Genomic DNA, 18,943 nt, shown 5'->3' on the forward strand with positions numbered 1-18,943 from the left:
CAATTTCTTCACCGTCCGCGATTTGGTCGACCGCGCCCCCGGCGAGGCCATTCGCCTGCTGCTCCTCTCCTCCCACTACCGGCAACCGCTGGATTGGACCGAGAAGGGCTTGCAAGAGGCCATCGGCGCGCTCGACCGCTTCTATCTGGCTCTGCGCCGGGTGGCTGACATTATGGTCGACCCGCAGCAGCCGGAGGGGGTTCTCGCGGCCCTGTCGGACGATCTGAATACGCCGCTCGCGCTGTCCACCCTGCACGCGCTGGTGACGGACCTGAACAAGAGCGAAAACTTCAATGAAATGGTCTGGCTGAAGGCTGAAATTCTGGGCGCAGGCCAGTTGCTCGGCCTGCTTCAGCACGACCCCGAAGACTGGTTGCAACGGGGCGGGTCGGATGATCTGTCGGCGGAAGCCATTGAAGCGAAGCTCGCGGAACGCATCGCCGCGCGCAAAGCCAAAGATTTCGCCACCGCCGACCGCATTCGGGACGAGCTGATTGCAGCCGGAATTCTCTTGGAAGACGGTATCGGCGGCACCAGTTGGCGGCGGAAAAGTTAACCGTCCTCAAGTAGGCTAAAGGCCGATAGGACGATAAAAAATACCGTCCTCACGTAGGCCAAAGGCCGATAGGACGATAAAAAATACCGTCCTCACGTAGGCCAAAGGCCGATAGGACGACAAGAATAGAGTCGGGATATATGATGGCAGAGCGCGTTTATCTCTTTGATACGACCTTACGCGACGGGGCGCAGACCTCGGGCGTGGATTTTTCCGTTGCCGATAAGCGCGCGATTGCGATTGCCCTCGATAAGCTCGGCATCGATTACGTCGAAGGTGGCTGGCCGGGGGCAAACCCGACTGACGATGCGTTTTTTGGCGAAGCCCCCGCCCTGAAACGCGCCAAATTCACCGCTTTTGGGATGACGCGCCGACCGGGGCGCAGTGTGGGGAACGATCCGGGGCTGGCGGCGCTGGTCAATTCCGGCGCGCCGGTGGTGACGCTGGTCGGTAAAAGCTGGGATTTTCACGTCGATGTGGCCCTGAATATCCCGCGCGAAGAAAATATCGCCATGATTGGCGATAGCATCGCCCATCTGGTCAGCCTGGGGCGCGAGGCGATCTATGACGCCGAGCATTTCTTCGACGGGTATAAAGCCAACCCCGCCTATGCCCTGGCCTGCTTGAAGGCCGCCCAGGACGCAGGCGCGCGCTGGACGGTGCTCTGCGACACCAACGGCGGCACCCTGCCGCACGAGGTCGCCCGCATCGTGCGCGAGGTTACGGCCCATTTCCCCGGCGACACTTTGGGTATCCACGCCCATAATGATACGGAAAACGCCGTCGCCAACTCAATCGCCGCCGTCGAAGCCGGGGTACGGCAGGTGCAGGGCACCATCAACGGGCTCGGCGAGCGCTGCGGCAACGCCAATCTGATTTCCGTGATCCCCAGCCTGATGCTGAAAATGGGTTTCGATACCGGCCTGCCAGTGGAAGACCTGCGCCATCTTACCGGCCTGTCGCATCTGCTCGATGAGCGCCTGAACCGCGCGCCCTTCAAACACGCGGCCTATGTGGGCGCGTCGGCCTTTGCCCATAAGGGCGGCCTGCACGTATCGGCGGTGGAAAAAGACCCGCGCACCTATGAGCATATTCCGCCCGAAACCGTGGGCAATCGGCGGCGGATTCTCGTGTCCGACCAAGCCGGGCGCTCCAACGTCATTTCCCGCTGCCGCGACCTCGGCATCGAGGTGCCGCCCGAAACCAGCAAGATCGACGCGCTGGTCGATCTGGTCAAATCCCGCGAGTTCGACGGTTATTCCTACGATGGGGCCGATGCCAGCTTCGAGCTGCTCGCCCGCCGCCTGTTTGGGGAAGTGCCGGATTATTTCACCGTCACCTCGTTCCGCGTGCTGGACGAGCGGCGCTGGAACGCGCTGGGTAAGCTCGTCACCCTCTCGGAAGCGACCATCCGCGTGACCGTGGGCGACCGGGAGGAAATGACCGTGGCAGACGGCAACGGCCCGGTAAACGCGCTGGATGCCGCCCTGCGCAAGGCGCTGATTCCGCTCTATCCCAGCCTCGATGACATCCATCTCACGGACTATAAAGTCCGCATCCTCTCGCCCCAGGACGGCACCAAGGCGGTGACACGGGTGATGATCGAAAGCCAGAAAGCCAATGGCGAGCGCTGGACCACAGTGGGCGTGTCGCCGAACATTATCGACGCCAGCTTCAATGCCTTGCACGATGTGATCTGTTATGCGCTGCTGAAGTTTGGGGCTTAGCAAATCCCGAGCAGGCCGAAACGCCTGCGACGACGCATTTGCGGCAAAAAAAGGCTAAAGCACCACCACCCGGTTCCGCCCGCCCTGCTTGGCACGGTAGAGGGCCGAATAGGCGCGGGCGATCAGCGAATCAAGTTGGCGGTCTTGGGTCTGAAGCCCCGTCAGGCCGATGCTGATGGTGAGGCTGACGCGGCCATTTTCGAGCGGAATGATGAGCGATTCCGTTGCCCGGCGCAGTTGGTGGGCAAGGCTGGTTGCTTCCGAGGTGGTAACATTCGGCAGAATAATGGCGAACTCGTCCCCGCCATAGCGCCCGCTGTTTTCCGCCAAGGCGAAATTTGCCCGCAGCATCGCGCCGAAGGCGGCGAGCATCGCATCCCCCGCCCCGTGGCCATAGGTTTCATTGATGCGGTCGAGATGATCAAGATCGAGCATCATCAGGTGCAGGGGTTTTGCCTCGGCATGGGCTTTGGGGATTGCTTGCGCCAACTTTTCTAAAACGGCGTTGCGGCTGAGCAGCCCCGTCGTCCGATCCTGCAGCGCCGTTAGGCGGAGTTGCTGATAGAGATGATCCACCGTCATCGCCATCAGGGCGACCCCCATGCACAGCACACCGATTCCGGACTCAAGGAAGGTGTAGGTTTGCCATTGGCTCGGTGCCATAAAATCCGTGATCGTCTCGAGGCCAAGCGCGGCCGTGCCCCGCACGACATAATAAAGGGCGTGCCCGAAGAAAATGACGGCCACCGCCCCAGCGGCGGCCCCGGCGAGGCCCCGTCGCTGCACCAGCAATGCCTCGCGCATAAAGGCAAAGCCCGTCACGGCCTGAAAGCCGCACGCTATAAGAATGCGCGTGTTCGTATTCGGCTGAACAAGTAGGAAATAGGCAATCCCGCCCAGGTAAAACACAATTGGCACAAGGCCTAAGGCGACCCTCCAGGGAACCTGCCGGAAACTACGCAAGCCCATCCACATAGCAAGACCCGCAAGCGCAATGGGAACATTCGCCAGAGGGGCAAGAGCGGTCGGCCAAAAGCCCGCGGTTAGGGCGTAAAAAGAGAGCCCAAAACCATTCATCAATGTTGCGAGCGCCCAAAACAAGGCCGATAGCTGGCTACGGTTGATGCGCCAGGTCATTAGCATCGCTATGGCCATAACAAAGCTGATGAAGGCGCTATTGATGAGCAGCGTGAGGCTATCCAGAATCATGGTCGGACTTTGCTGCCTCGGTCCCAGTGCAGCAACAAGAATCTTTTCTTGGTGAAGCGGCTCAAAATAAGGCATGAGAGAGGCATCAACCCGAGCATGACTTTAGCGATGTCGGCTCAAAAAGATAAAATTAGCTACAAATCACCTTTACGAGTATGATATGACCTTACGTTCTATGAGCCGCCCCCCGGAAGACCAACCGGCCTTCATTCTGGTTGAACCGCAACTCGCCGATAATATTGGTTTTGCGGCAAGGGCGATGCTGAACTTTGGCCTCACCTCCATGCGCCTCGTCACCCCGCGCCCAGAATGGCCGAGCGAACGGGCCGTTCAAACCGCCTCCGGGGCCGGGTCGGTGCTGGAGGCTACCACCGTCCATCGCTCCATGCTGGATGCTATCGGCGACCGGCAGGTGGTCTATGCGACCTCTGCCCGCCCGCGCGAGTTGGTGAAGCGCGTTATCACGCCCCGGCAAGCGGCAGCCGAGTTGCGCGCCCATGCCGCCGATAAGGTCCGCACCGCCGTTCTCTTCGGCCCCGAGCGAACCGGGCTCATCAACGATGATCTCGCGGGGGTGGACGCCATCATTACCTGCCCGGTCAACCCGGATTTCTCGTCGATCAACCTTGCGCAAGCCGTTCTGTTAATCGGCTACGAGTGGTTCCAGGCCGCCGATTCCACACCGCCGACCGATCTGCGCGTCGGCACGTCCGATATCGCCAGCCGCGAGCATTTGGAAAGCTATCTTTTGCGCCTTGAAAGCGAACTCACCGAATGCGGCTTTCTGCGCATCCCCCATATGCGCCCGGCGATGATTCGCAATATCCGGGCGCTTTTTGGCCGCATTCAACTGACCGATCAGGAGGTTCGCACCCTGCACGGCATGCTGACGGAGCTTGTGACCAAGCGCCTGTCCGCTGAACCGCTCGGGGTCCCCGACCGGGAACCATAGTAACGCGCGGGTTTCGCCCAGGGGATTGGGCAGGAGACGGACATGAGTGAAAAAGTAGCCCTGATTACGGGCGTAACAGGGCAGGATGGGGCCTATCTGGCGCGGCTGCTGCTGTCCAAGGGCTACAGGGTGCATGGGGTCCAACGCTATTCCTCCTCGCCGAACACCGGGCGAATAGACAGTATTTATGAGGATATAGAGGAAGCGCGCGCGCGCTTCCGCCTTCACTACGGCGATATGACCGATTCGAACAATATCATCCGCCTCGTGCAGGCGACCGAGCCGGACGAAATCTATAACCTCGCCGCCCAAAGCAATGTTCAGGTCAGCTTCAATACCGCCGAATATACGGCCAATGCCGACGCCCTCGGCGTACTGCGCCTGCTCGAAGCCGTGCGGATTTTGGGCTTGGGCAAGAAAACGCGCTTCTACCAAGCCTCGTCTTCGGAACTCTACGGTTTGGTGCAGGAAACCCCGCAGCGGGAAACGACGCCCTTCTACCCGCGCTCGCCCTATGCCATCGCCAAGCTCTATGGCTATTGGATTACGGTGAACTACCGCGAATCTTACGATTTCTATGCTTGCAACGGTATTTTGTTTAACCACGAAAGCCCGATTCGCGGCGAAACCTTCGTGACCCGCAAGATCGCGCGCGCGGTGGCCGCCATTGAACTGAGCGCGCAAAAAACGCTCTACCTGGGTAATCTCGACGCGAAGCGCGATTGGGGCCACGCCCGCGATTATGTCGACGGCATGTGGCGCACCCTTCAGCAGCCAACGCCGGAAGATTTCGTGTTGGCGACCGGCGAAATCCGCTCGGTGCGCGAATTCGTCGAACTGGCCTTTGCCGAAACCGGCCGCCAGATCGTCTGGACCGGCAGCGGCGTCGATGAAGTCGGCTCCGATGCCAAAACCGGCGTGCCGTTGGTGAAGATTGATCCGCGCTACTTCCGCCCCGCCGAGGTCGATTTGCTGGTCGGCGATGCAACGAAGGCGCGGCAGAAACTCGGGTGGACGCCGCAGGTGGCCTTTCGCGATCTCGTCAAGGAAATGGTCGCCGCCTGCGCCCTCCCGCTCCGCGCTCAAGGATGATCGGCGCGGTTCGCGGGCTTCGTCAGCGGGTTCGGCTGCCCCATCAGGAGGCGCGTGCCCGGCATGGCTTTAGGGCCAACTTTTTATAGGGCACCTGTCTGCTAATTCACTTGAAGCGCCCAGTGGAGAGAAGTAGCAGAGACGGCAGCGCGCGGGTTTTGCCCACTTGGCTTTATCGAGCGGATTGGCAGGAGACGGATATGAGTGAAAAAGTTGCCCTGATTACGGGCGTAACGGGGCAGGATGGGGCGTATCTGGCGCGGCTGCTGCTGTCCAAGGGCTATAAGGTGCATGGGGTCAAACGCCGCTCCTCCTCGTTCAACACGGGGCGCATCGACGATATTTACCAAGATATCCACGAGGCCGACGCGCGTTTTCGCCTGCACTACGGCGATATGACCGATTCGACCAATATCATCCGCCTCGTGCAAGAAACCCAACCGGACGAAATCTATAATCTTGCCGCTCAAAGCCATGTGCAGGTGAGCTTCGATACCGCCGAATATACGGCCAATGCCGACGCCATTGGCGTGCTGCGCCTGCTCGAAGCGATGCGGATTCTGGGTTTGGGCAAGAAGACGCGCTTCTACCAAGCCTCAACCTCGGAACTTTACGGCCTAGTGCAGGAAACGCCGCAGCGGGAAACGACGCCCTTCTACCCACGCTCGCCCTATGCCGTCGCCAAGCTCTACGGCTATTGGATCACGGTGAACTACCGCGAATCTTACGATTTCTATGCCTGCAACGGCATTTTGTTTAATCACGAAAGCCCAATTCGCGGCGAAACCTTCGTGACCCGCAAGATTACCCGCGCGGTGGCCGCCATCGAACTTGGCCAACAAGACGCGCTCTACCTGGGCAATCTCGATGCTAAGCGCGACTGGGGCCATGCCCGCGATTATGTGGAAGGCATGTGGCGCATCCTCCAGCAACCGACGCCGGAAGATTTCGTGCTGGCGACCGGCGAAACCCGCTCGGTGCGTGAGTTCGTCGAACTGGCCTTTGCCGAAACCGGCCGCCAGATCGTCTGGAGCGGCAGCGGCGTCGATGAAATCGGCACCGATGCCAAAACCGGCAAAGCCCTGGTGAAAATAGATCCGCGCTACTTCCGCCCAGCCGAAGTCGATCTACTGCTGGGCGACGCGACCAAAGCGCAGCAAAAGTTGGGCTGGACGCCGAAAGTCGCCTTCCATGATCTAGTGAAAGAAATGGTTGCCTCCGACCTTAGCCTGCTGAAAACCGGCGTGGGCCTCGGCGCAGGCTCCGAGTAAGCGAAGGCGACGACCCCACCGCCCCCCGTACCTACCCCGTGCCCGCATCGCCGCTTGGATTTATCAGCGTATTGGGCGGCGAATGCGCTGGGGGTTCTGCCCTATGTGGCCGAGCTTGCTGCTCGGGCGACCGGGGTGATCATCGGAATCCTGGGCGTTTCGGGCGCAATGCTCGCAACGCCCGCAGGGCAACAGCAGATTTCCGCCTTGTTCTACCGCATCGTCCCCTTTCCGCGTGGACGGGGATAGCGTCGCGGCCCCAGCTTCGGTAGGATGCGGGCCATCACCGCGTGTTGCTTGGGGTCCGTATACCGATGGCCGACGTCCGAAATTGGCAAGAACTCAGTCGTGCTATCGTTAAGCTGATCCGCGATCAGTATGGCATCGATGAAGCTATTCTAAAACGGACCGCTGTTCTGGAGACCGATATCGGCCTGACCATCGATCAGGTCGAAGCGATTCTCGACTATATTAGCGAGACCTTCGAAATTCGCTTTCCGGCGGGTACGCTCAACGAAGTTCTGAAATTGGAAGAATTATGCCTGCTCGCGTGTTGGTTGAAGGGTTACTACAAGCAACCGTCGTTCATCTCCGATGCTTATGCCGGAGCCTGCCGCGCGGTTAACCCCGGCGCACAGTAAGGACGGATCGAACACAAGGGGGCCATGCGTTTTCGATCCTTCACATAACGCTGTTCACTACCCACTCTGCTCACCATCGTTTCTTCTGGCCTCTCGCCTGAAAGGGTTACGCATGGTCTCGCATTCCACCCCTCTGCTCTTCACGCCCCTGCCCCTCGGGCCGTTGACGCTGCCGAACCGCGCCATCGTTGCGCCGATGTGCCAATATAGCGCCGTCGATGGCGTGGCCCAGCCGTGGCACGGGCAACATTTGGGCGGGTTTGCCGCCTCCAACGCTGGGCTGATTATTCTGGAAGCGACCGGCGTTACCCTGGACGGGCGCATTTCGCCCTATTGCCTCGCGCTGGAAAACGACGCGCAAGAGGCCGCTTTGCGCGATTTAATCGCGGGCATCCGCACCTATAGCGATGTTCCCTTGGGCATTCAGTTGGCCCACGCCGGGCGCAAAGCCTCCACCGCCGCGCCCTGGAACGGCGGTATGCCGATTCCAGCCGAACAGGGTGGCTGGCAGCCGGTCGCGCCCACCGACGAGCCCTTCTATGCCGACGCCCCCAAGCCGCACGCGCTGACCGAAACGGAAATCGCCGGTATCATTGACGCCTTCGTCGCCTCGGCCCAGCGCGCCGACCGGGCCGGGTTCGATCTGGTCGAACTGCACGGGGCGCACGGCTATCTGATCCATCAGTTCCTCTCGCCGCGCATCAATACGCGCACCGACCGCTACGGCGGCTCCTTGGACAACCGTCTGCGCCTTGCGCTGGAAATCGCCACCGCCGTGCGCGCCGTTTGGCCGAAGAGCAAAACCTTAGGCATCCGCCTCTCCGCCTCCGATTGGGTGGACGGCGGCTGGACGCCCGAGGAAACCGCGATCCTCAGCCAGAAGCTGGAAGCCATCGGGCTCGATTTCATCCACGTCAGCAGCGGCGGCGCCGTGCGCGAGGCGCGCGTACCGGTAACGCCGGGCTATCAGCTCGATTTCGCCGAAACGGTCAAGAAAGCCGTGTCGATCCCCGTCATCGGCGTCGGCTTGATCGTAACGCCGGAACAGGCCGAGCAAGCCTTGCAGGACGGCAAAGCCGACGCCATCGGCCTTGCCCGTGCTTTCCTCGATGATCCGCGCTGGGTGTGGCGCGCCGCCGACGCCTTGGGGGTTGACCTTCCCATCGCCGGGCAATATCAGCGGGCGACCGGCAAAACGTGGCCGGGCTATAAGCTGAAAAATGTGGGACTTTCCCTCGCAGCGGAATAAAGATCGGAAGGCGCATGGCGCGGCAGTTCGTTTCGGCCCTGGTAGTTGCCCATAATGAGGAAAGCCAGCTCGACGCCTGCCTCGCCACGCTCGCCTTTGCCGACGAGATCACCGTTGTTTTGGATAAATGCACGGATGGGTCAGAGGCAATCGCCCGCCGCTATACTGATCGGATCGTCACCGGCTCCTGGCCGCTCGAAGGGCCGCGCCGCCGAGCCGGGATCGACGCCTGCACCCACGCTTGGGTGTTGGAGATCGACGCCGATGAACGGGTAACGCCGGAGCTTCAGGCAGAGATTCTTCAGTTCCTCACAGCCCCGCCCTATGGCTATGCCCTGGTGCCGATCCGCAATTTCATCGGCGGGCGCGAAATCATCCACGGCTGGGGGGCCTATAATGGCGTCGGCGCAAAGCCGATCCTGTTCGAGAAAACCGCCAAAGACTGGGGCGACCAGCCGGTTCACCCAAAAATCGTCCTGCGCGGCACCCGCACGCGGTTTTCAGTCGGGCTGATCCATTACGTCGATAAAGATTTCACCGATACGCTCCAGCGCCTCAACCGCTACACCAGCGCCCATGCGCTCGATTTGGCCGACAGTGGCGATATCGGCACGCTCGGCGGCAATCTACGCCGGATGCTGACGCGGTTCTTCAAGGCCTATGTGCAGCGCAAAGGCTATAAAGAGGGCGCAACCGGCCTGCTGCTGGGGATTTTCGCCGCGCTCTATCCGCTTCTCTCCTATTTAAAGGCGCGGGAGATTTTGGAGCGGCGGGAAGACGGCTAACCCTCCCCCTCTCCCCTCGGGAGAGGGCCGGGGTGAGGGCAGGCGTTCTCATGTTTCTAAGGGGGCGTGGCACAATCCTGTGCTTTTATGCGTTCCAGAGGTACAATGTCTAAAGTCACGGCGCGTCATCTGCGCCAAACCATGACCGATGCTGAACGGCGTCCCTGGTCGGCTTTACGCGAGCGTCAACTCGGTGGTTGGAAGTTCCGTCGCCAGCATCCAATCGGCCCCTATATCCTAGATTTTGCCTGCTTGGAGAAAAATCTCGCCATTGAAGCCGATGGCGGACAACACGCCGGCTCGGACCATGATCGGCAGCGAACAGCTTGGTTAGCGCAACAGGGCTGGCGGGTCATTCGTTTCTGGAACAATGATATTCTTCAGAATACTGAGGGGGTGTTGATCGAGATTCTCCGGGTTTTGAAAAATATACCGGAGCCCAAGCAAGCCCCACACCCCAGCCCTCTCCCAAAGGGAGAGGGGGATCTGCTTTAGGTAAAAGAAGTCCGCCCTTCCCCTACTCCACACTCCGCCGTGCCGAAAACGCCGCCATCAGCGTGCCATCGTCGAGATAATCCAACTCGCCGCCAACGGGGACGCCATGCGCCAAGCGGGTCAGTTTGATGCCACTGTCGGCCAAAGCTTCGGTGAGGTAATAGGCGGTGGTTTGCCCGTCGAGCGTGGCGTTCAGCGCAAGAATAACCTCGCTGACGCCGCCCTCCTTCAGCCGCGCCAACAAACGCGGCACCCCCAACGCCTCCGGCCCGACGCCTTCCAGCGCCGACAGCGTGCCGCCGAGTACGTGATAGCGCCCGTGGAAACTGCCGGTGCGCTCAATCGCCCACAAATCGCCCACCTGTTCGACAATGCAGATCGGCCCATGGGCGCGGCTCTCGTCGCTACAAATCCGGCACGGATCGGAACTATCCAGCGTGCCGCAGACCGTGCAAGTTTTGATCGTACGCGCGGTTTCGCTGATCGCGTCGGCCAGCGGCAGCATCAGCGCGTCGCGCCGTTTCAGCAAATGCAGCGCCGCCCGCCGCGCCGACCGGGGGCCGAGGCCGGGCAGGCGGGCGAGCAGGGCGATGAGCCCGTCGAGCGGCGTCGTCTCGGTCATGACCTGCCTTCACGTTTATCAGGGGCTTCGCCCCCGATACCCCCAACTAAAGGGCTTGCCCCTTAGTGATCCCATTTTCTTATTGAATGCCGCGCCTCCATAAGGAATCGCGGATTCTCAAGGGGCCGTTGCCCCTTGAGCGGGGCGAGGGGCAGCGCCCCTCCTACACCAAACTAGAACGGCAGCTTGATCCCCGGCGGCAGCTTCAGGCCCCCGGTGAGGGCGGCCATTTGGTCGGCGGCGAGGGCTTCGGTCTTGCCCTTGGCGTCGTTGACGGCGGCCAGGATCAAATCTTCCAGCATTTCGACTTCATTGGGATCGCACAGCGATTTGTCGATGCTGATCTTCTTGAGGTCGCCCTTGCCGTTGACGCGCACTTTGACCATGCCGCCACCGCTTTGGCCATCGACTTCGGTGCTTTCCAGCTTGGCCTGCATTTCGGCCATTTTGGTTTGCATCTGTTGGGCTTGCTTCATCATCTGCCCGAAATTCTTCATCGGGGAACTCCCTTCGGCGGATACGCCGGTTAGAACGTGTGATCGAGAAAATCGCCGTCATCGACGCTAAAATCGCCGGTCTCGTCAAGTAGTTCGGCATCGGGGTCGAGCGGGGCAAGGGGGGCGCTGGGCAGAAACGACTGCCGGGGGGTGACGATCATCTCCTCCAGCGTGCCGCCCAAGGCTTTGGCCACTTGCTGAACGAGGGCGTGTTGCGCCAGCCGTTGCCGCCGCGCCACCGCTTCCGACTGCTCTTGCTCGCGCAAGGTTTGCTTGCCGCCCGCCGTGCTCAGCACCACCATCCAGCGCCGCCCGGTCCACTCCTGCAAGGCCCCCGAGAGGCGGGCCGCCAGATCGCGGGGAGCGCGCTCCAGCGGCATCAGTTCGATTTTGCCGACCTCAAAGGCGACGAGGCGCACGTCGTTCATCAGATGGGTGCGTAAGGTGAGATCTTTGCGCGCCTCAACCAGCGCCACCACTTCTTCGAAGCTGCGCGGCTGCGGCAGTGCTGCCTGCGCTTGCACGGGTTCCGCCTGCGCCACGGCTTGCGCGCCGCCGCCCGAGATCATCGCCAAGCGCGGCCCGGCCCCACCGCCTTGCGGGGCGGACGGCGCAGAACCGGACGCGGACCCCTCGCTCGTCAGCCGCCGAATAAGATCGGCGGGGCTCGGCAGGTCGGTGACATAGGCGAGGCGAATTAGCACCATTTCCAGCGCCGCGCGCGGATCGGGCGCGGCGTGGACCTCCTGCGCCCCCTTCAGCAGAATTTGCCAGGCGCGGGTGAGGGTGGCCACCGAAAGGCTGCCCGCTAGGTCTGCGGCCGCCCGCCGTTCGGTTTCCGCCGCACTCTCCAGCGCGCCAGGGGCGACCTTGAGGCGGGTGACGCCGTGGCAGAGCCCGAGCAAATCTTGCACCACTTGGCTGGGGTCCGCCCCCGCCCGGTGCATATCCTCATAGAGCGCCAAGGCCTCGGCAATCTGCCCGGCCATGACCTTACCGAAGAGATCATAGACCGTCAGCCGGTCGGCGAGCCCCAGCATGCCGCGCACGGTTTCGGCTTCCACCGTGCCGCCCGACGACAGCGCAATCGCCTGATCGAGCAGGGACATGCCGTCGCGCGCCGAGCCATCGGCGGCCCGCCCAATCAAGGCGGCGGCTTCCGGCGTCAGCACGACCTTTTCCAGATCGGCGATGCGGGTGAAATGGGCGGCGAGCACCTCCGGCTCGATCCGGCGCAAATCAAAACGCTGGCAGCGCGAGAGCACCGTGATCGGCACTTTGCGGATTTCGGTGGTGGCGAACAGGAATTTCGTATGGTCGGGCGGCTCTTCCAGCGTCTTCAACAGGGCGTTGAAGGCGTTTTTGGAGAGCATATGCACTTCATCGATAATGTAGATCTTATAGCGCGCCGAAATCGGCTTGTAGCGCACGCCATCGATGATTTCGCGGATGTCATCGACGCCGGTGCGGCTGGCGGCATCCATTTCGATCACGTCAGGGTGTCGGTCGGCGGCAATCGCTTTGCACGGATCGCAGATACCGCAGGGCTCCGGCGTCGGCCCGCCCGTCCCATCCGCCCCGATACAGTTCAACGCGCGGGCGACGATACGGGCGGAGGTGGTTTTCCCCACCCCGCGCACGCCGGTGAGCATGAAGGCATGGGCGAGACGGCCCGACTGAATGGCGTTCGTCAAGGTGCGCACCAAGGCTTCCTGCCCGATCATATCGGCGAAAGTCTGCGGGCGATATTTGCGGGCGAGCACCCGATATTCGGGGGCGGCTGTCTCGGGTGTGGTCATGGCGAGGGGGAGTGTAGCGGGTCGGGACGAGCTTTTCACCTCTCAACTGCGCGGACAGAGCGGTAGAACCGGATCCGTAACGCTCGAACATTCCGCCGAGCACTCTCAAGAGATTTCAATACAAAATCAGAAAAAACGTACCTCCGCACGATTTTATGCACATACATTAAAAATAATTGTTTAGTAAAAATTTAATTAATTATCAAGATATAATTATTTTAGTTTCTATAACAATGCTGTGACACTAGTTTTTTTATTGATCAAATATATTAAACACCTAATTATTTGGTTACTCTATCACGAAAGGAGACAAACTTGACTACTATCACCCTAACCAACGATAGTGATGCTTATGATGCCGGAAATGGCGATTGGGAGATTTATGGCCTTGATGGTAACGACACTATTACCGCCGGAGATGGAAATAGCTCCGTCGACGGGGCCGATGGCGCAGATTCGATTTATCTCGGCATTGGTAATTTCACCGTAACATCCGGCGCGGGTAGCGATTACATCATCTATACGCCCGGTTCGACGCTGAACATCGATACTGGCGATGGTAATGATTTCCTGAGCTTCACCAGCACTGCGGGCGTCGCTGCAACGACCTATATCGTCAGTCTCGGCGAAGGGGATAATATCACCAATCTGTCGACGACAACCGGCCCCACCACGATTACCGCAGGGAGCGGAAACGACGAGGTCTATGCTGGATTTGGAAGTAATTATATCGATGTGGGAGCGGGAAATAACAGTGTTGCAACCGAATATAGTTACTACCTTGGTAATCTCGGGCCTTCCAACGACACGATCATTTCAGGCGATGGCCACGATGCCTTCAGCATCGGCGACGGCAACGATATCCTGACCATCGGGGCTGGCACGGCAACGATTACCGGCGGTCTAGGGGATAAGGTAATCACTGCGTCGACTACCGCTGGCGATATCACTATTACGCTTGGGGCAGGAAACCACGTCATTACGGCGGGGAGCGGCGCCGCTAGAATCAATGTCGGCGATGGCAATAATACAATCACAGCCGGTGATGGCATAGACACAATCTATCTCGGTGTCGGCGATCAGTCCGTAACATCCGGCGCGGGTAGCGATTACATCATCTATACGCCCGGTTCGACGCTGAACATCGATACTGGCGATGGTAATGATTTTGTGAGTTTCACCAGCGCCCTGGGCACTGGGGCGACAACCTATGTCGTCGATCTCGGCGAAGGGGATAATATCACCAATCTGTCGACGACAACCGGGGCGACCACGCTTACCGCCGGGAGCGGAAATGACGAGGTTTACACGGGTTTTGGAACTGCCTACATCAATGTCGGCGATGGCAGCAACACCGTCTACACCGAGTACAGCCAATATTCTGGGGCGCTTGGAACATCGAACGATACGGTCATCACTGGATCAGGAAACGATAGAGTTAGTACTGGCGGAGGAATAGACATCATCGATACGGGGGATGGTGACGATTTGATTTATATAACCGACGGCGGTGACACGCTGATCTTCAATGTCGGATCGGCAGCAAGTAACATAGACCATGTGTATGGTGCAACTGCCGGCATTACGGTTGATGTCGGCGGTAGCGCAACATTGATGCTCATCAACGGTGAGGCCGCTCTTTATGGCGACGCCACAAATATTCTCTATTTCGTCGGCGTAACGGACATGTCCCTTATCACGCTGATCTAGCCCCAATAAAGGGGGAGGAGCCATCCTCTCCCTTTTTTTCGACCGACACATGTGAGGACCAACTAATTTCGCGTGGCCGAGCAAAGGCTTATACCAAAAGGTGGGAGGCTGGCGGCACGACCCGATACGAAACTCGTTACGGCTGCTTCCTTCCGGACCTGACCGGGTTAGCGAGGGCATCGCCCATGGCCAACCTCCCGAGGCTGTATATCGTCGGTTCAGGCGGTAAACGCAAGGGGGGTGTGGCGGGGGCGGTGGTTGCGCGAAGCCGAACTTCGGGCCACACTGCCGCCACCATGCCCAATTTTTCGACTAAGCCGCTGTTTTACAGCGATTCCGGCCTTGTGCGCGATCCGTTGGACCGTAAGGCGTTCGAGGATTTTTCGGCCGGGAGCTGGCGCGACACCGCCGCCCATTGGCTGCTCTATTGGCAGGGCAAAAGCCTGTTCGTTGCGGGCCAAGCGCTGCTGCTGGAGCGCTTCGACCGCGCCCCCACGGTGCTGCTGGGCCGCCATGACGACCGCCAGATTTTCGCGCTCGATCTTTCGGACTGGGAGGAAGCCGAAGCCCTGCGCTTCGCCGAAGCCCAGAGCGCCGAATGGGCCGATTTGCGCCGCTATGGCCCCGCGCTGGAAGCCGGTCTCGCCGCCCGGCTCGCCTATGGGCGCGGCATGGCCTATTGGCACCAGCGCACGCAATTCTGCGGCGTTTGCGGCGCGCCCACGGTGAGCGCCGAGGGCGGCCATGTGCGCCGCTGCACGTCCCTCCCCTGCGGCACGCCGCATTTCCCGCGCACCGACCCCGCCGTGATTATGCTGGTGACGGACGATACCGGGCCGGAGCCGCGCATTTTGCTCGGGCGGCAAGCGGCCTGGACGCCGGGGATGATGTCTACCCTCGCGGGCTTCGTCGAGCCGGGCGAAAGCCTGGAAGAGGCCGTGCGCCGGGAAGTTTGGGAGGAAGTGGGCGTGCGCGTCGGCACCGTCACCTATCGCGCCTCGCAGCCCTGGCCCTTCCCCTCCTCGCTGATGGTCGGCTTCCGGGCGCAGGCGCTGAGTTTCGACATCACCGTCGATCCCAGCGAAATCGAAAGCGCGCGCTGGTTCACCCGCAGCGAACTCCTCGACCCCGAGATCGCCCAACACGTCGCCCCACGCCCCGATTCCATCGCCCGCCGCCTGATCGAGGAGTGGTTAGCCGATGCGCCTGCTGCCCCTTGATGCGCCCACGGACGGCGTGATCGCCCTCGCCGGGGCGACGCTCGAATACCGCTGGCTGCCGCCCGCCCATCGGCCCGACGCGCCGCCGGTGGTGATGCTCCATGAGGGCCTCGGCTGTATCGCCATTTGGCGCGATCTGCCGGAGCAAATACGCGACGCCACCGGCTGCGGCGTGCTGGTCTATTCGCGCGAAGGCTATGGCAATTCCAGTCCCGTCACCCTGCCGCGCCCCTTGGACTACCACACGCGCGAAGCCGAAACCTTCCTGATCCCGCTGCTCGACACCTTCGGGCTCGGACGCGTTCATCTCTTCGGCCATTCGGACGGCGGCACGATTGCCCTTATCGCCGCCGCGCGCTTTCCCGACCGCATCGCCGGAGCCATCACCCTCGCCGCCCATGTGTTCAACGAGGAGGAAAGCCTGACCGGCATCCGCGCCGCGCAGGAGGCTTTCTTAGACGGCGATTTTCGCACCCGCTTGAAGCGGCTCCACGGCGACAATGTCGATGGCGCCTTCTGGGGTTGGTGCCGCACCTGGCAGGAGCCCGGTTTTCGGACCTGGGACATTACCCCCCTCCTCCCCGCCATCCGCTGCCCGCTGCTCGTCATCCAAGGCGAAGGCGACGACTACGGCACGCTGAAACAGGTGGAGGCCATCGTCGCGGGCGTATCCGGCCCGGTCGAACCGCTGGTTCTCCCCAACTGCGGCCACTCCCCCCACCGCGACCAGCCGGGGGCGGTGTTGGCGGGGGTGTTGCGGGTGGTGGAGGGCGATATTGGAGAGCGATAACACGCTCAGTCTGGCATCTGCCAATCGACGTATTGCGTGATCACAGGCCCCAGAATCGCTGCCAATCGACCGTTTGCTTTCAGCTTGTCCAGGGCGGACACCATGATGTCGTCAACCTCATTGCTGCTATCTTTCTTATAGACGGTCGTCACATCGAACGCCGAAAAGAAACTCTGACGGATATTCTTATAGCCGCGCTCCTTTAAAACGGGATCGGTAGCAACGTCAGAAAAAATGAATCCATCTAAACGCTTCAAATCAACTTTAACCAGCCCAGCCTCAATCGCAGAGACCGGCTTTACTGGGAATTTAAAAAAATTAGTATGGGCATTATCGGTTTCAATTGAGTATTGTTGCAAATTTTCTATATCCAAAGCTTTGTTTTTATTGCTATAGAGAACAAAATTGACTTTATAGAAATTTATCTTCTGTGACAGCCGATAGGGTAAATCGGTTTCGCTCGGTGGTCGGATCAAGGGAATATGAACGTCCGCCAAGCCGTCCTGAACGCTCAGAAGCGAGCGCGCGAACGGGACAACACTTATCTCGTAAGTGTTTTGCGGGTCGATTTCTGCCATCGCCTTTATCACATCGATAAAGACCCCCTTGGTCGGCGATTCCGACAACACGGGGAGCTGCGCGAGACTGATTTTAATCGTTCGCGCCGATGCGGGTTCGGCCGCCAAAAGCACGCCCATGGCGAGAATTGTCGCCATCGACCCGATAGAGCAGAACTTGAAAATACAATTGCGCTGAATGGACTGCATCTTTTCATCCTGGTCGAAAGAGTAGTCTATACCCACCGTTACCACGTCGGTGGCCACCTAGAACGCTAAATATATATGAAGCGGGGAGCAGCCTCCCCTCGGGCCTGCCCGCCGCCTCACCTTAGACTGCGCTTCGACGCGACAGGAGGTGTCCGGCCCCCCGGCGATCATACTCGTCCGCCAGCGCGCAGAGCAACCCCGCCATCACCGGAGAAGGACGGGCCGTGCATCAGTGCCAGCGTGTGCGGCGCTAAGTCCGCGAGGCCGCGAATCGTCGTGCCCATCGCGGGATTGAGCGAGGAATATTTGAATAATTCTTCCGCCGCGATAGCGGGACCAACAATATCGCCTTCCGTCAGCGTGTGATCATTGCCAAGCTGCGTGAAGAGGTCGCCGCACAACAGGGTTCGCGTCGATTCCTCGTAGAGAACCCCGGCGTCCCAGCCATGGGGCGTATGGGGCGTATCGATAAAGCGGACCCGTTTGCCGCGCCCCAACTCGACTACCTCGCCGTCGGCGAGGGTGCGGGGGGCTCGACTTGCGAAATCATTCAGCGAGACATCGCAGCAAATCTGGCCTTGCATCGCCGTTGCCTGCGGCGCGGCAGCAAGCCAATGATTAAGCGCGCCGCATTCGTCCGACTCGAAATGACCGAAGGAGATCCAGCGTATGTCCGTTGGTTCAAGGATCCGGCTGACGGCCCCATGGGTGAAGTTGAACATAGTCTTCAGCCCCGTATGGAAAATCAGCGGTTCATCGCCGAGTACCAGGAACTGATTGAAGGTAAAGCCCGCAGGCGGGGCGATTTGCGGCACAAATGTTGATAGACGAAAAATGCCATCGGCGATCTCGGTGATCGTCGTTTCCATGCGAACCCTCCATACCCTACTGAATAAGCGATCTTGCGGCTGATGGACGCTGATCGAATTTGACAATACAGAAGTGTGCAATGAAAATGAAGGGGCCGTCAATAATGGATGCACAGGATCGCGCAGCGAAATCCATATCGCGCCCTTACACGCTCAAGCGCCGGGCCGAACAGCAGGCTGAAACGCGCCGGCGGATTGTCGAAGCGGCGATCGATCTACACACAAGCCTTGGCCCAGCCCGCACCAGCCTTAGCATGGTGGCCGCGCGCGCGGGCGTGCAGCGCCATACGCTCTATGCCCATTTTCCAGAAGAGCGGGACCTTTTTCTGGCCTGTTCGGAGATGACCCTAAGCCGGGCACCGCTGCCCGACGCCGCCCCCTGGCGCAGCATACAGGACCCCGCCACGCGCCTGTGCGCGGGCTTGCAGGCCGTCTATGATTGGTATGGCCGCAACGCCAATTTGGCCGCCTGCATCCTGCGCGACGCCGAATATCATCCGCTGACCCAGGAGATCAACGCTCTACGGCTTGGCCCGACGATGGCCGATTGGCGCGCCACTCTCGGCGCGGGATTAACGCCACCGCAGAGGGTTATTCTCGATCTGGCGCTAAGTTTCTTTACTTGGCGGACGCTTGTGCGCGATAGCGGCCTGAGCCCAACGGTAGCCGTCGAAACCATGGCTCAGGCCATC

At 60.3% G+C, this 18,943-nt stretch carries 20 protein-coding genes and 1 other RNA gene; 14 read left to right on the forward strand and 7 right to left on the reverse strand.

The features are described from left to right. The coding region (locus tag ACIQ36_RS09455) for a DALR domain-containing protein (RefSeq protein WP_395828568.1) at positions 1–556 on the forward strand (556 nt) is incomplete at its 5' end. Between the two features lie 140 nt (positions 557–696). Continuing rightward, a complete protein-coding gene (cimA, locus tag ACIQ36_RS09460) occupies positions 697–2,283 on the forward strand; it encodes a citramalate synthase (RefSeq protein WP_395828570.1) in 1,587 nt (528 codons plus the stop codon). A gap of 54 nt (positions 2,284–2,337) precedes the next feature. Here the strand turns inward: cimA and ACIQ36_RS09465 are convergent, their stop codons facing one another. After that, on the reverse strand, positions 2,338–3,492 hold the full coding sequence (locus ACIQ36_RS09465; RefSeq protein ID WP_395828572.1) for a GGDEF domain-containing protein: 1,155 nt from the start codon (positions 3,490–3,492) through the stop codon (positions 2,338–2,340). 160 nt (positions 3,493–3,652) lie between these two features. On the opposite strand from ACIQ36_RS09465, the gene ACIQ36_RS09470 reads away from it, so the two are divergent. From ACIQ36_RS09470 to ACIQ36_RS09505, 8 genes are all read left to right on the forward strand, one after another. Next, positions 3,653–4,444: an RNA methyltransferase gene (locus ACIQ36_RS09470; RefSeq protein ID WP_395828574.1), complete on the forward strand. Its 792-nt coding sequence runs from the start codon at positions 3,653–3,655 to the stop codon at positions 4,442–4,444. A 42-nt stretch (positions 4,445–4,486) separates the two neighbouring features. Further along, entirely contained in the window at positions 4,487–5,536 is a 1,050-nt protein-coding gene (gene gmd, locus ACIQ36_RS09475; protein WP_395828576.1) for a GDP-mannose 4,6-dehydratase, read from the forward strand. Between the two features lie 200 nt (positions 5,537–5,736). Continuing rightward, positions 5,737–6,807, forward strand: coding sequence for a GDP-mannose 4,6-dehydratase (gmd, locus tag ACIQ36_RS09480; protein ID WP_395828578.1), 1,071 nt, complete (start codon positions 5,737–5,739; stop codon positions 6,805–6,807). Between the two features lie 54 nt (positions 6,808–6,861). Further along, positions 6,862–7,056, forward strand: a complete 195-nt coding sequence (locus ACIQ36_RS09485) for a hypothetical protein (RefSeq protein ID WP_395828580.1) — start codon at positions 6,862–6,864, stop codon at positions 7,054–7,056. A gap of 65 nt (positions 7,057–7,121) precedes the next feature. Further along, complete coding sequence (locus ACIQ36_RS09490; protein ID WP_395828582.1) at positions 7,122–7,448, forward strand: acyl carrier protein; 327 nt, start codon at positions 7,122–7,124, stop codon at positions 7,446–7,448. Positions 7,449–7,560: 112 nt separating this feature from the next. Continuing rightward, positions 7,561–8,697 (forward strand): NADH:flavin oxidoreductase/NADH oxidase, encoded by a 1,137-nt coding sequence (locus tag ACIQ36_RS09495; protein WP_395828584.1) that lies wholly within the window; start codon positions 7,561–7,563, stop codon positions 8,695–8,697. Positions 8,698–8,711: 14 nt separating this feature from the next. Further along, positions 8,712–9,482 carry a glycosyltransferase family 2 protein gene (locus ACIQ36_RS09500; RefSeq protein ID WP_395828586.1) on the forward strand — a complete coding sequence of 257 codons (771 nt, stop codon included), beginning with the start codon at positions 8,712–8,714 and terminating at the stop codon, positions 9,480–9,482. A gap of 105 nt (positions 9,483–9,587) precedes the next feature. Continuing rightward, positions 9,588–9,977, forward strand: coding sequence for an endonuclease domain-containing protein (locus ACIQ36_RS09505; protein WP_395828588.1), 390 nt, complete (start codon positions 9,588–9,590; stop codon positions 9,975–9,977). Between the two features lie 22 nt (positions 9,978–9,999). Here ACIQ36_RS09505 and recR read toward each other — a convergent pair whose 3' ends face one another. The 3 genes from recR to ACIQ36_RS09520 all read right to left on the reverse strand — a co-directional run bounded on the left by recR (position 10,000) and on the right by ACIQ36_RS09520 (position 12,895). Beyond that, positions 10,000–10,599, reverse strand: a complete 600-nt coding sequence (gene recR, locus ACIQ36_RS09510; protein ID WP_395828590.1) for a recombination mediator RecR — start codon at positions 10,597–10,599, stop codon at positions 10,000–10,002. 173 nt (positions 10,600–10,772) lie between these two features. Then, complete coding sequence (locus ACIQ36_RS09515; protein WP_395828592.1) at positions 10,773–11,096, reverse strand: YbaB/EbfC family nucleoid-associated protein; 324 nt, start codon at positions 11,094–11,096, stop codon at positions 10,773–10,775. Positions 11,097–11,125: 29 nt separating this feature from the next. Beyond that, positions 11,126–12,895, reverse strand: a complete 1,770-nt coding sequence (locus ACIQ36_RS09520; RefSeq protein ID WP_395828594.1) for a DNA polymerase III subunit gamma/tau — start codon at positions 12,893–12,895, stop codon at positions 11,126–11,128. A 315-nt stretch (positions 12,896–13,210) separates the two neighbouring features. Between ACIQ36_RS09520 and ACIQ36_RS09525 the strand changes: the two genes are divergently transcribed. After that, the gene (locus ACIQ36_RS09525) at positions 13,211–14,605 is read left to right on the forward strand and encodes a calcium-binding protein (RefSeq protein ID WP_395828596.1); all 1,395 of its coding nucleotides are present in this window, start codon (positions 13,211–13,213) and stop codon (positions 14,603–14,605) included. 100 nt (positions 14,606–14,705) lie between these two features. On the opposite strand, the gene ffs is transcribed toward ACIQ36_RS09525, so the two are convergent. Beyond that, an RNA gene (gene ffs / locus ACIQ36_RS09530) (signal recognition particle sRNA small type) lies at positions 14,706–14,803 on the reverse strand. Here ffs and nudC point away from each other — a divergent pair. Then, positions 14,791–15,825, forward strand: coding sequence for an NAD(+) diphosphatase (gene nudC / locus ACIQ36_RS09535; protein ID WP_395828598.1), 1,035 nt, complete (start codon positions 14,791–14,793; stop codon positions 15,823–15,825). The genes ffs and nudC overlap by 13 nt on opposite strands. After that, complete coding sequence (locus ACIQ36_RS09540; RefSeq protein ID WP_395828600.1) at positions 15,806–16,615, forward strand: alpha/beta fold hydrolase; 810 nt, start codon at positions 15,806–15,808, stop codon at positions 16,613–16,615. The genes nudC and ACIQ36_RS09540 overlap by 20 nt, the downstream gene beginning before the upstream one ends. A gap of 5 nt (positions 16,616–16,620) precedes the next feature. Here ACIQ36_RS09540 and ACIQ36_RS09545 read toward each other — a convergent pair whose 3' ends face one another. Together ACIQ36_RS09545 and ACIQ36_RS09550 are read right to left on the reverse strand one after the other, a co-directional pair. Continuing rightward, a complete protein-coding gene (locus ACIQ36_RS09545; protein WP_395828602.1) occupies positions 16,621–17,382 on the reverse strand; it encodes a hypothetical protein in 762 nt (253 codons plus the stop codon). Between the two features lie 167 nt (positions 17,383–17,549). Beyond that, entirely contained in the window at positions 17,550–18,251 is a 702-nt protein-coding gene (locus ACIQ36_RS09550) for an MBL fold metallo-hydrolase (protein ID WP_395828604.1), read from the reverse strand. A 104-nt stretch (positions 18,252–18,355) separates the two neighbouring features. Between ACIQ36_RS09550 and ACIQ36_RS09555 the strand changes: the two genes are divergently transcribed. Continuing rightward, a partial coding sequence (locus tag ACIQ36_RS09555; RefSeq protein WP_395828606.1) for a TetR/AcrR family transcriptional regulator occupies positions 18,356–18,943 on the forward strand: 588 nt, incomplete at its 3' end.

Origin of the sequence: Elstera sp. (genome assembly GCF_044372965.1) — a bacterium.
GTDB lineage: Bacteria > Pseudomonadota > Alphaproteobacteria > Elsterales > Elsteraceae > Elstera.

Bases quoted from the DNA above. Each gene is read 5' to 3' on its own strand.
- gmd (WP_395828578.1), top strand. From the start codon at position 5,737: ATGAGTGAAAAAGTTGCCCTGATTACGGGCGTAACGGGGCAGGATGGG.
- gmd (WP_395828576.1), top strand. From the start codon at position 4,487: ATGAGTGAAAAAGTAGCCCTGATTACGGGCGTAACAGGGCAGGATGGG.
- ACIQ36_RS09550 (WP_395828604.1), bottom strand. From the start codon at position 18,251: ATGGAAACGACGATCACCGAGATCGCCGATGGCATTTTTCGTCTATCA.
- ACIQ36_RS09500 (WP_395828586.1), top strand. From the start codon at position 8,712: ATGGCGCGGCAGTTCGTTTCGGCCCTGGTAGTTGCCCATAATGAGGAA.
- ACIQ36_RS09545 (WP_395828602.1), bottom strand. From the start codon at position 17,382: ATGCAGTCCATTCAGCGCAATTGTATTTTCAAGTTCTGCTCTATCGGG.
- ACIQ36_RS09515 (WP_395828592.1), bottom strand. From the start codon at position 11,096: ATGAAGAATTTCGGGCAGATGATGAAGCAAGCCCAACAGATGCAAACC.
- cimA (WP_395828570.1), top strand. From the start codon at position 697: ATGATGGCAGAGCGCGTTTATCTCTTTGATACGACCTTACGCGACGGG.
- recR (WP_395828590.1), bottom strand. From the start codon at position 10,599: ATGACCGAGACGACGCCGCTCGACGGGCTCATCGCCCTGCTCGCCCGC.
- ACIQ36_RS09505 (WP_395828588.1), top strand. From the start codon at position 9,588: ATGTCTAAAGTCACGGCGCGTCATCTGCGCCAAACCATGACCGATGCT.
- ACIQ36_RS09495 (WP_395828584.1), top strand. From the start codon at position 7,561: ATGGTCTCGCATTCCACCCCTCTGCTCTTCACGCCCCTGCCCCTCGGG.
- ACIQ36_RS09540 (WP_395828600.1), top strand. From the start codon at position 15,806: ATGCGCCTGCTGCCCCTTGATGCGCCCACGGACGGCGTGATCGCCCTC.
- ACIQ36_RS09465 (WP_395828572.1), bottom strand. From the start codon at position 3,492: ATGATTCTGGATAGCCTCACGCTGCTCATCAATAGCGCCTTCATCAGC.
- ACIQ36_RS09520 (WP_395828594.1), bottom strand. From the start codon at position 12,895: ATGACCACACCCGAGACAGCCGCCCCCGAATATCGGGTGCTCGCCCGC.
- nudC (WP_395828598.1), top strand. From the start codon at position 14,791: ATGGCCAACCTCCCGAGGCTGTATATCGTCGGTTCAGGCGGTAAACGC.
- ACIQ36_RS09470 (WP_395828574.1), top strand. From the start codon at position 3,653: ATGACCTTACGTTCTATGAGCCGCCCCCCGGAAGACCAACCGGCCTTC.
- ACIQ36_RS09490 (WP_395828582.1), top strand. From the start codon at position 7,122: ATGGCCGACGTCCGAAATTGGCAAGAACTCAGTCGTGCTATCGTTAAG.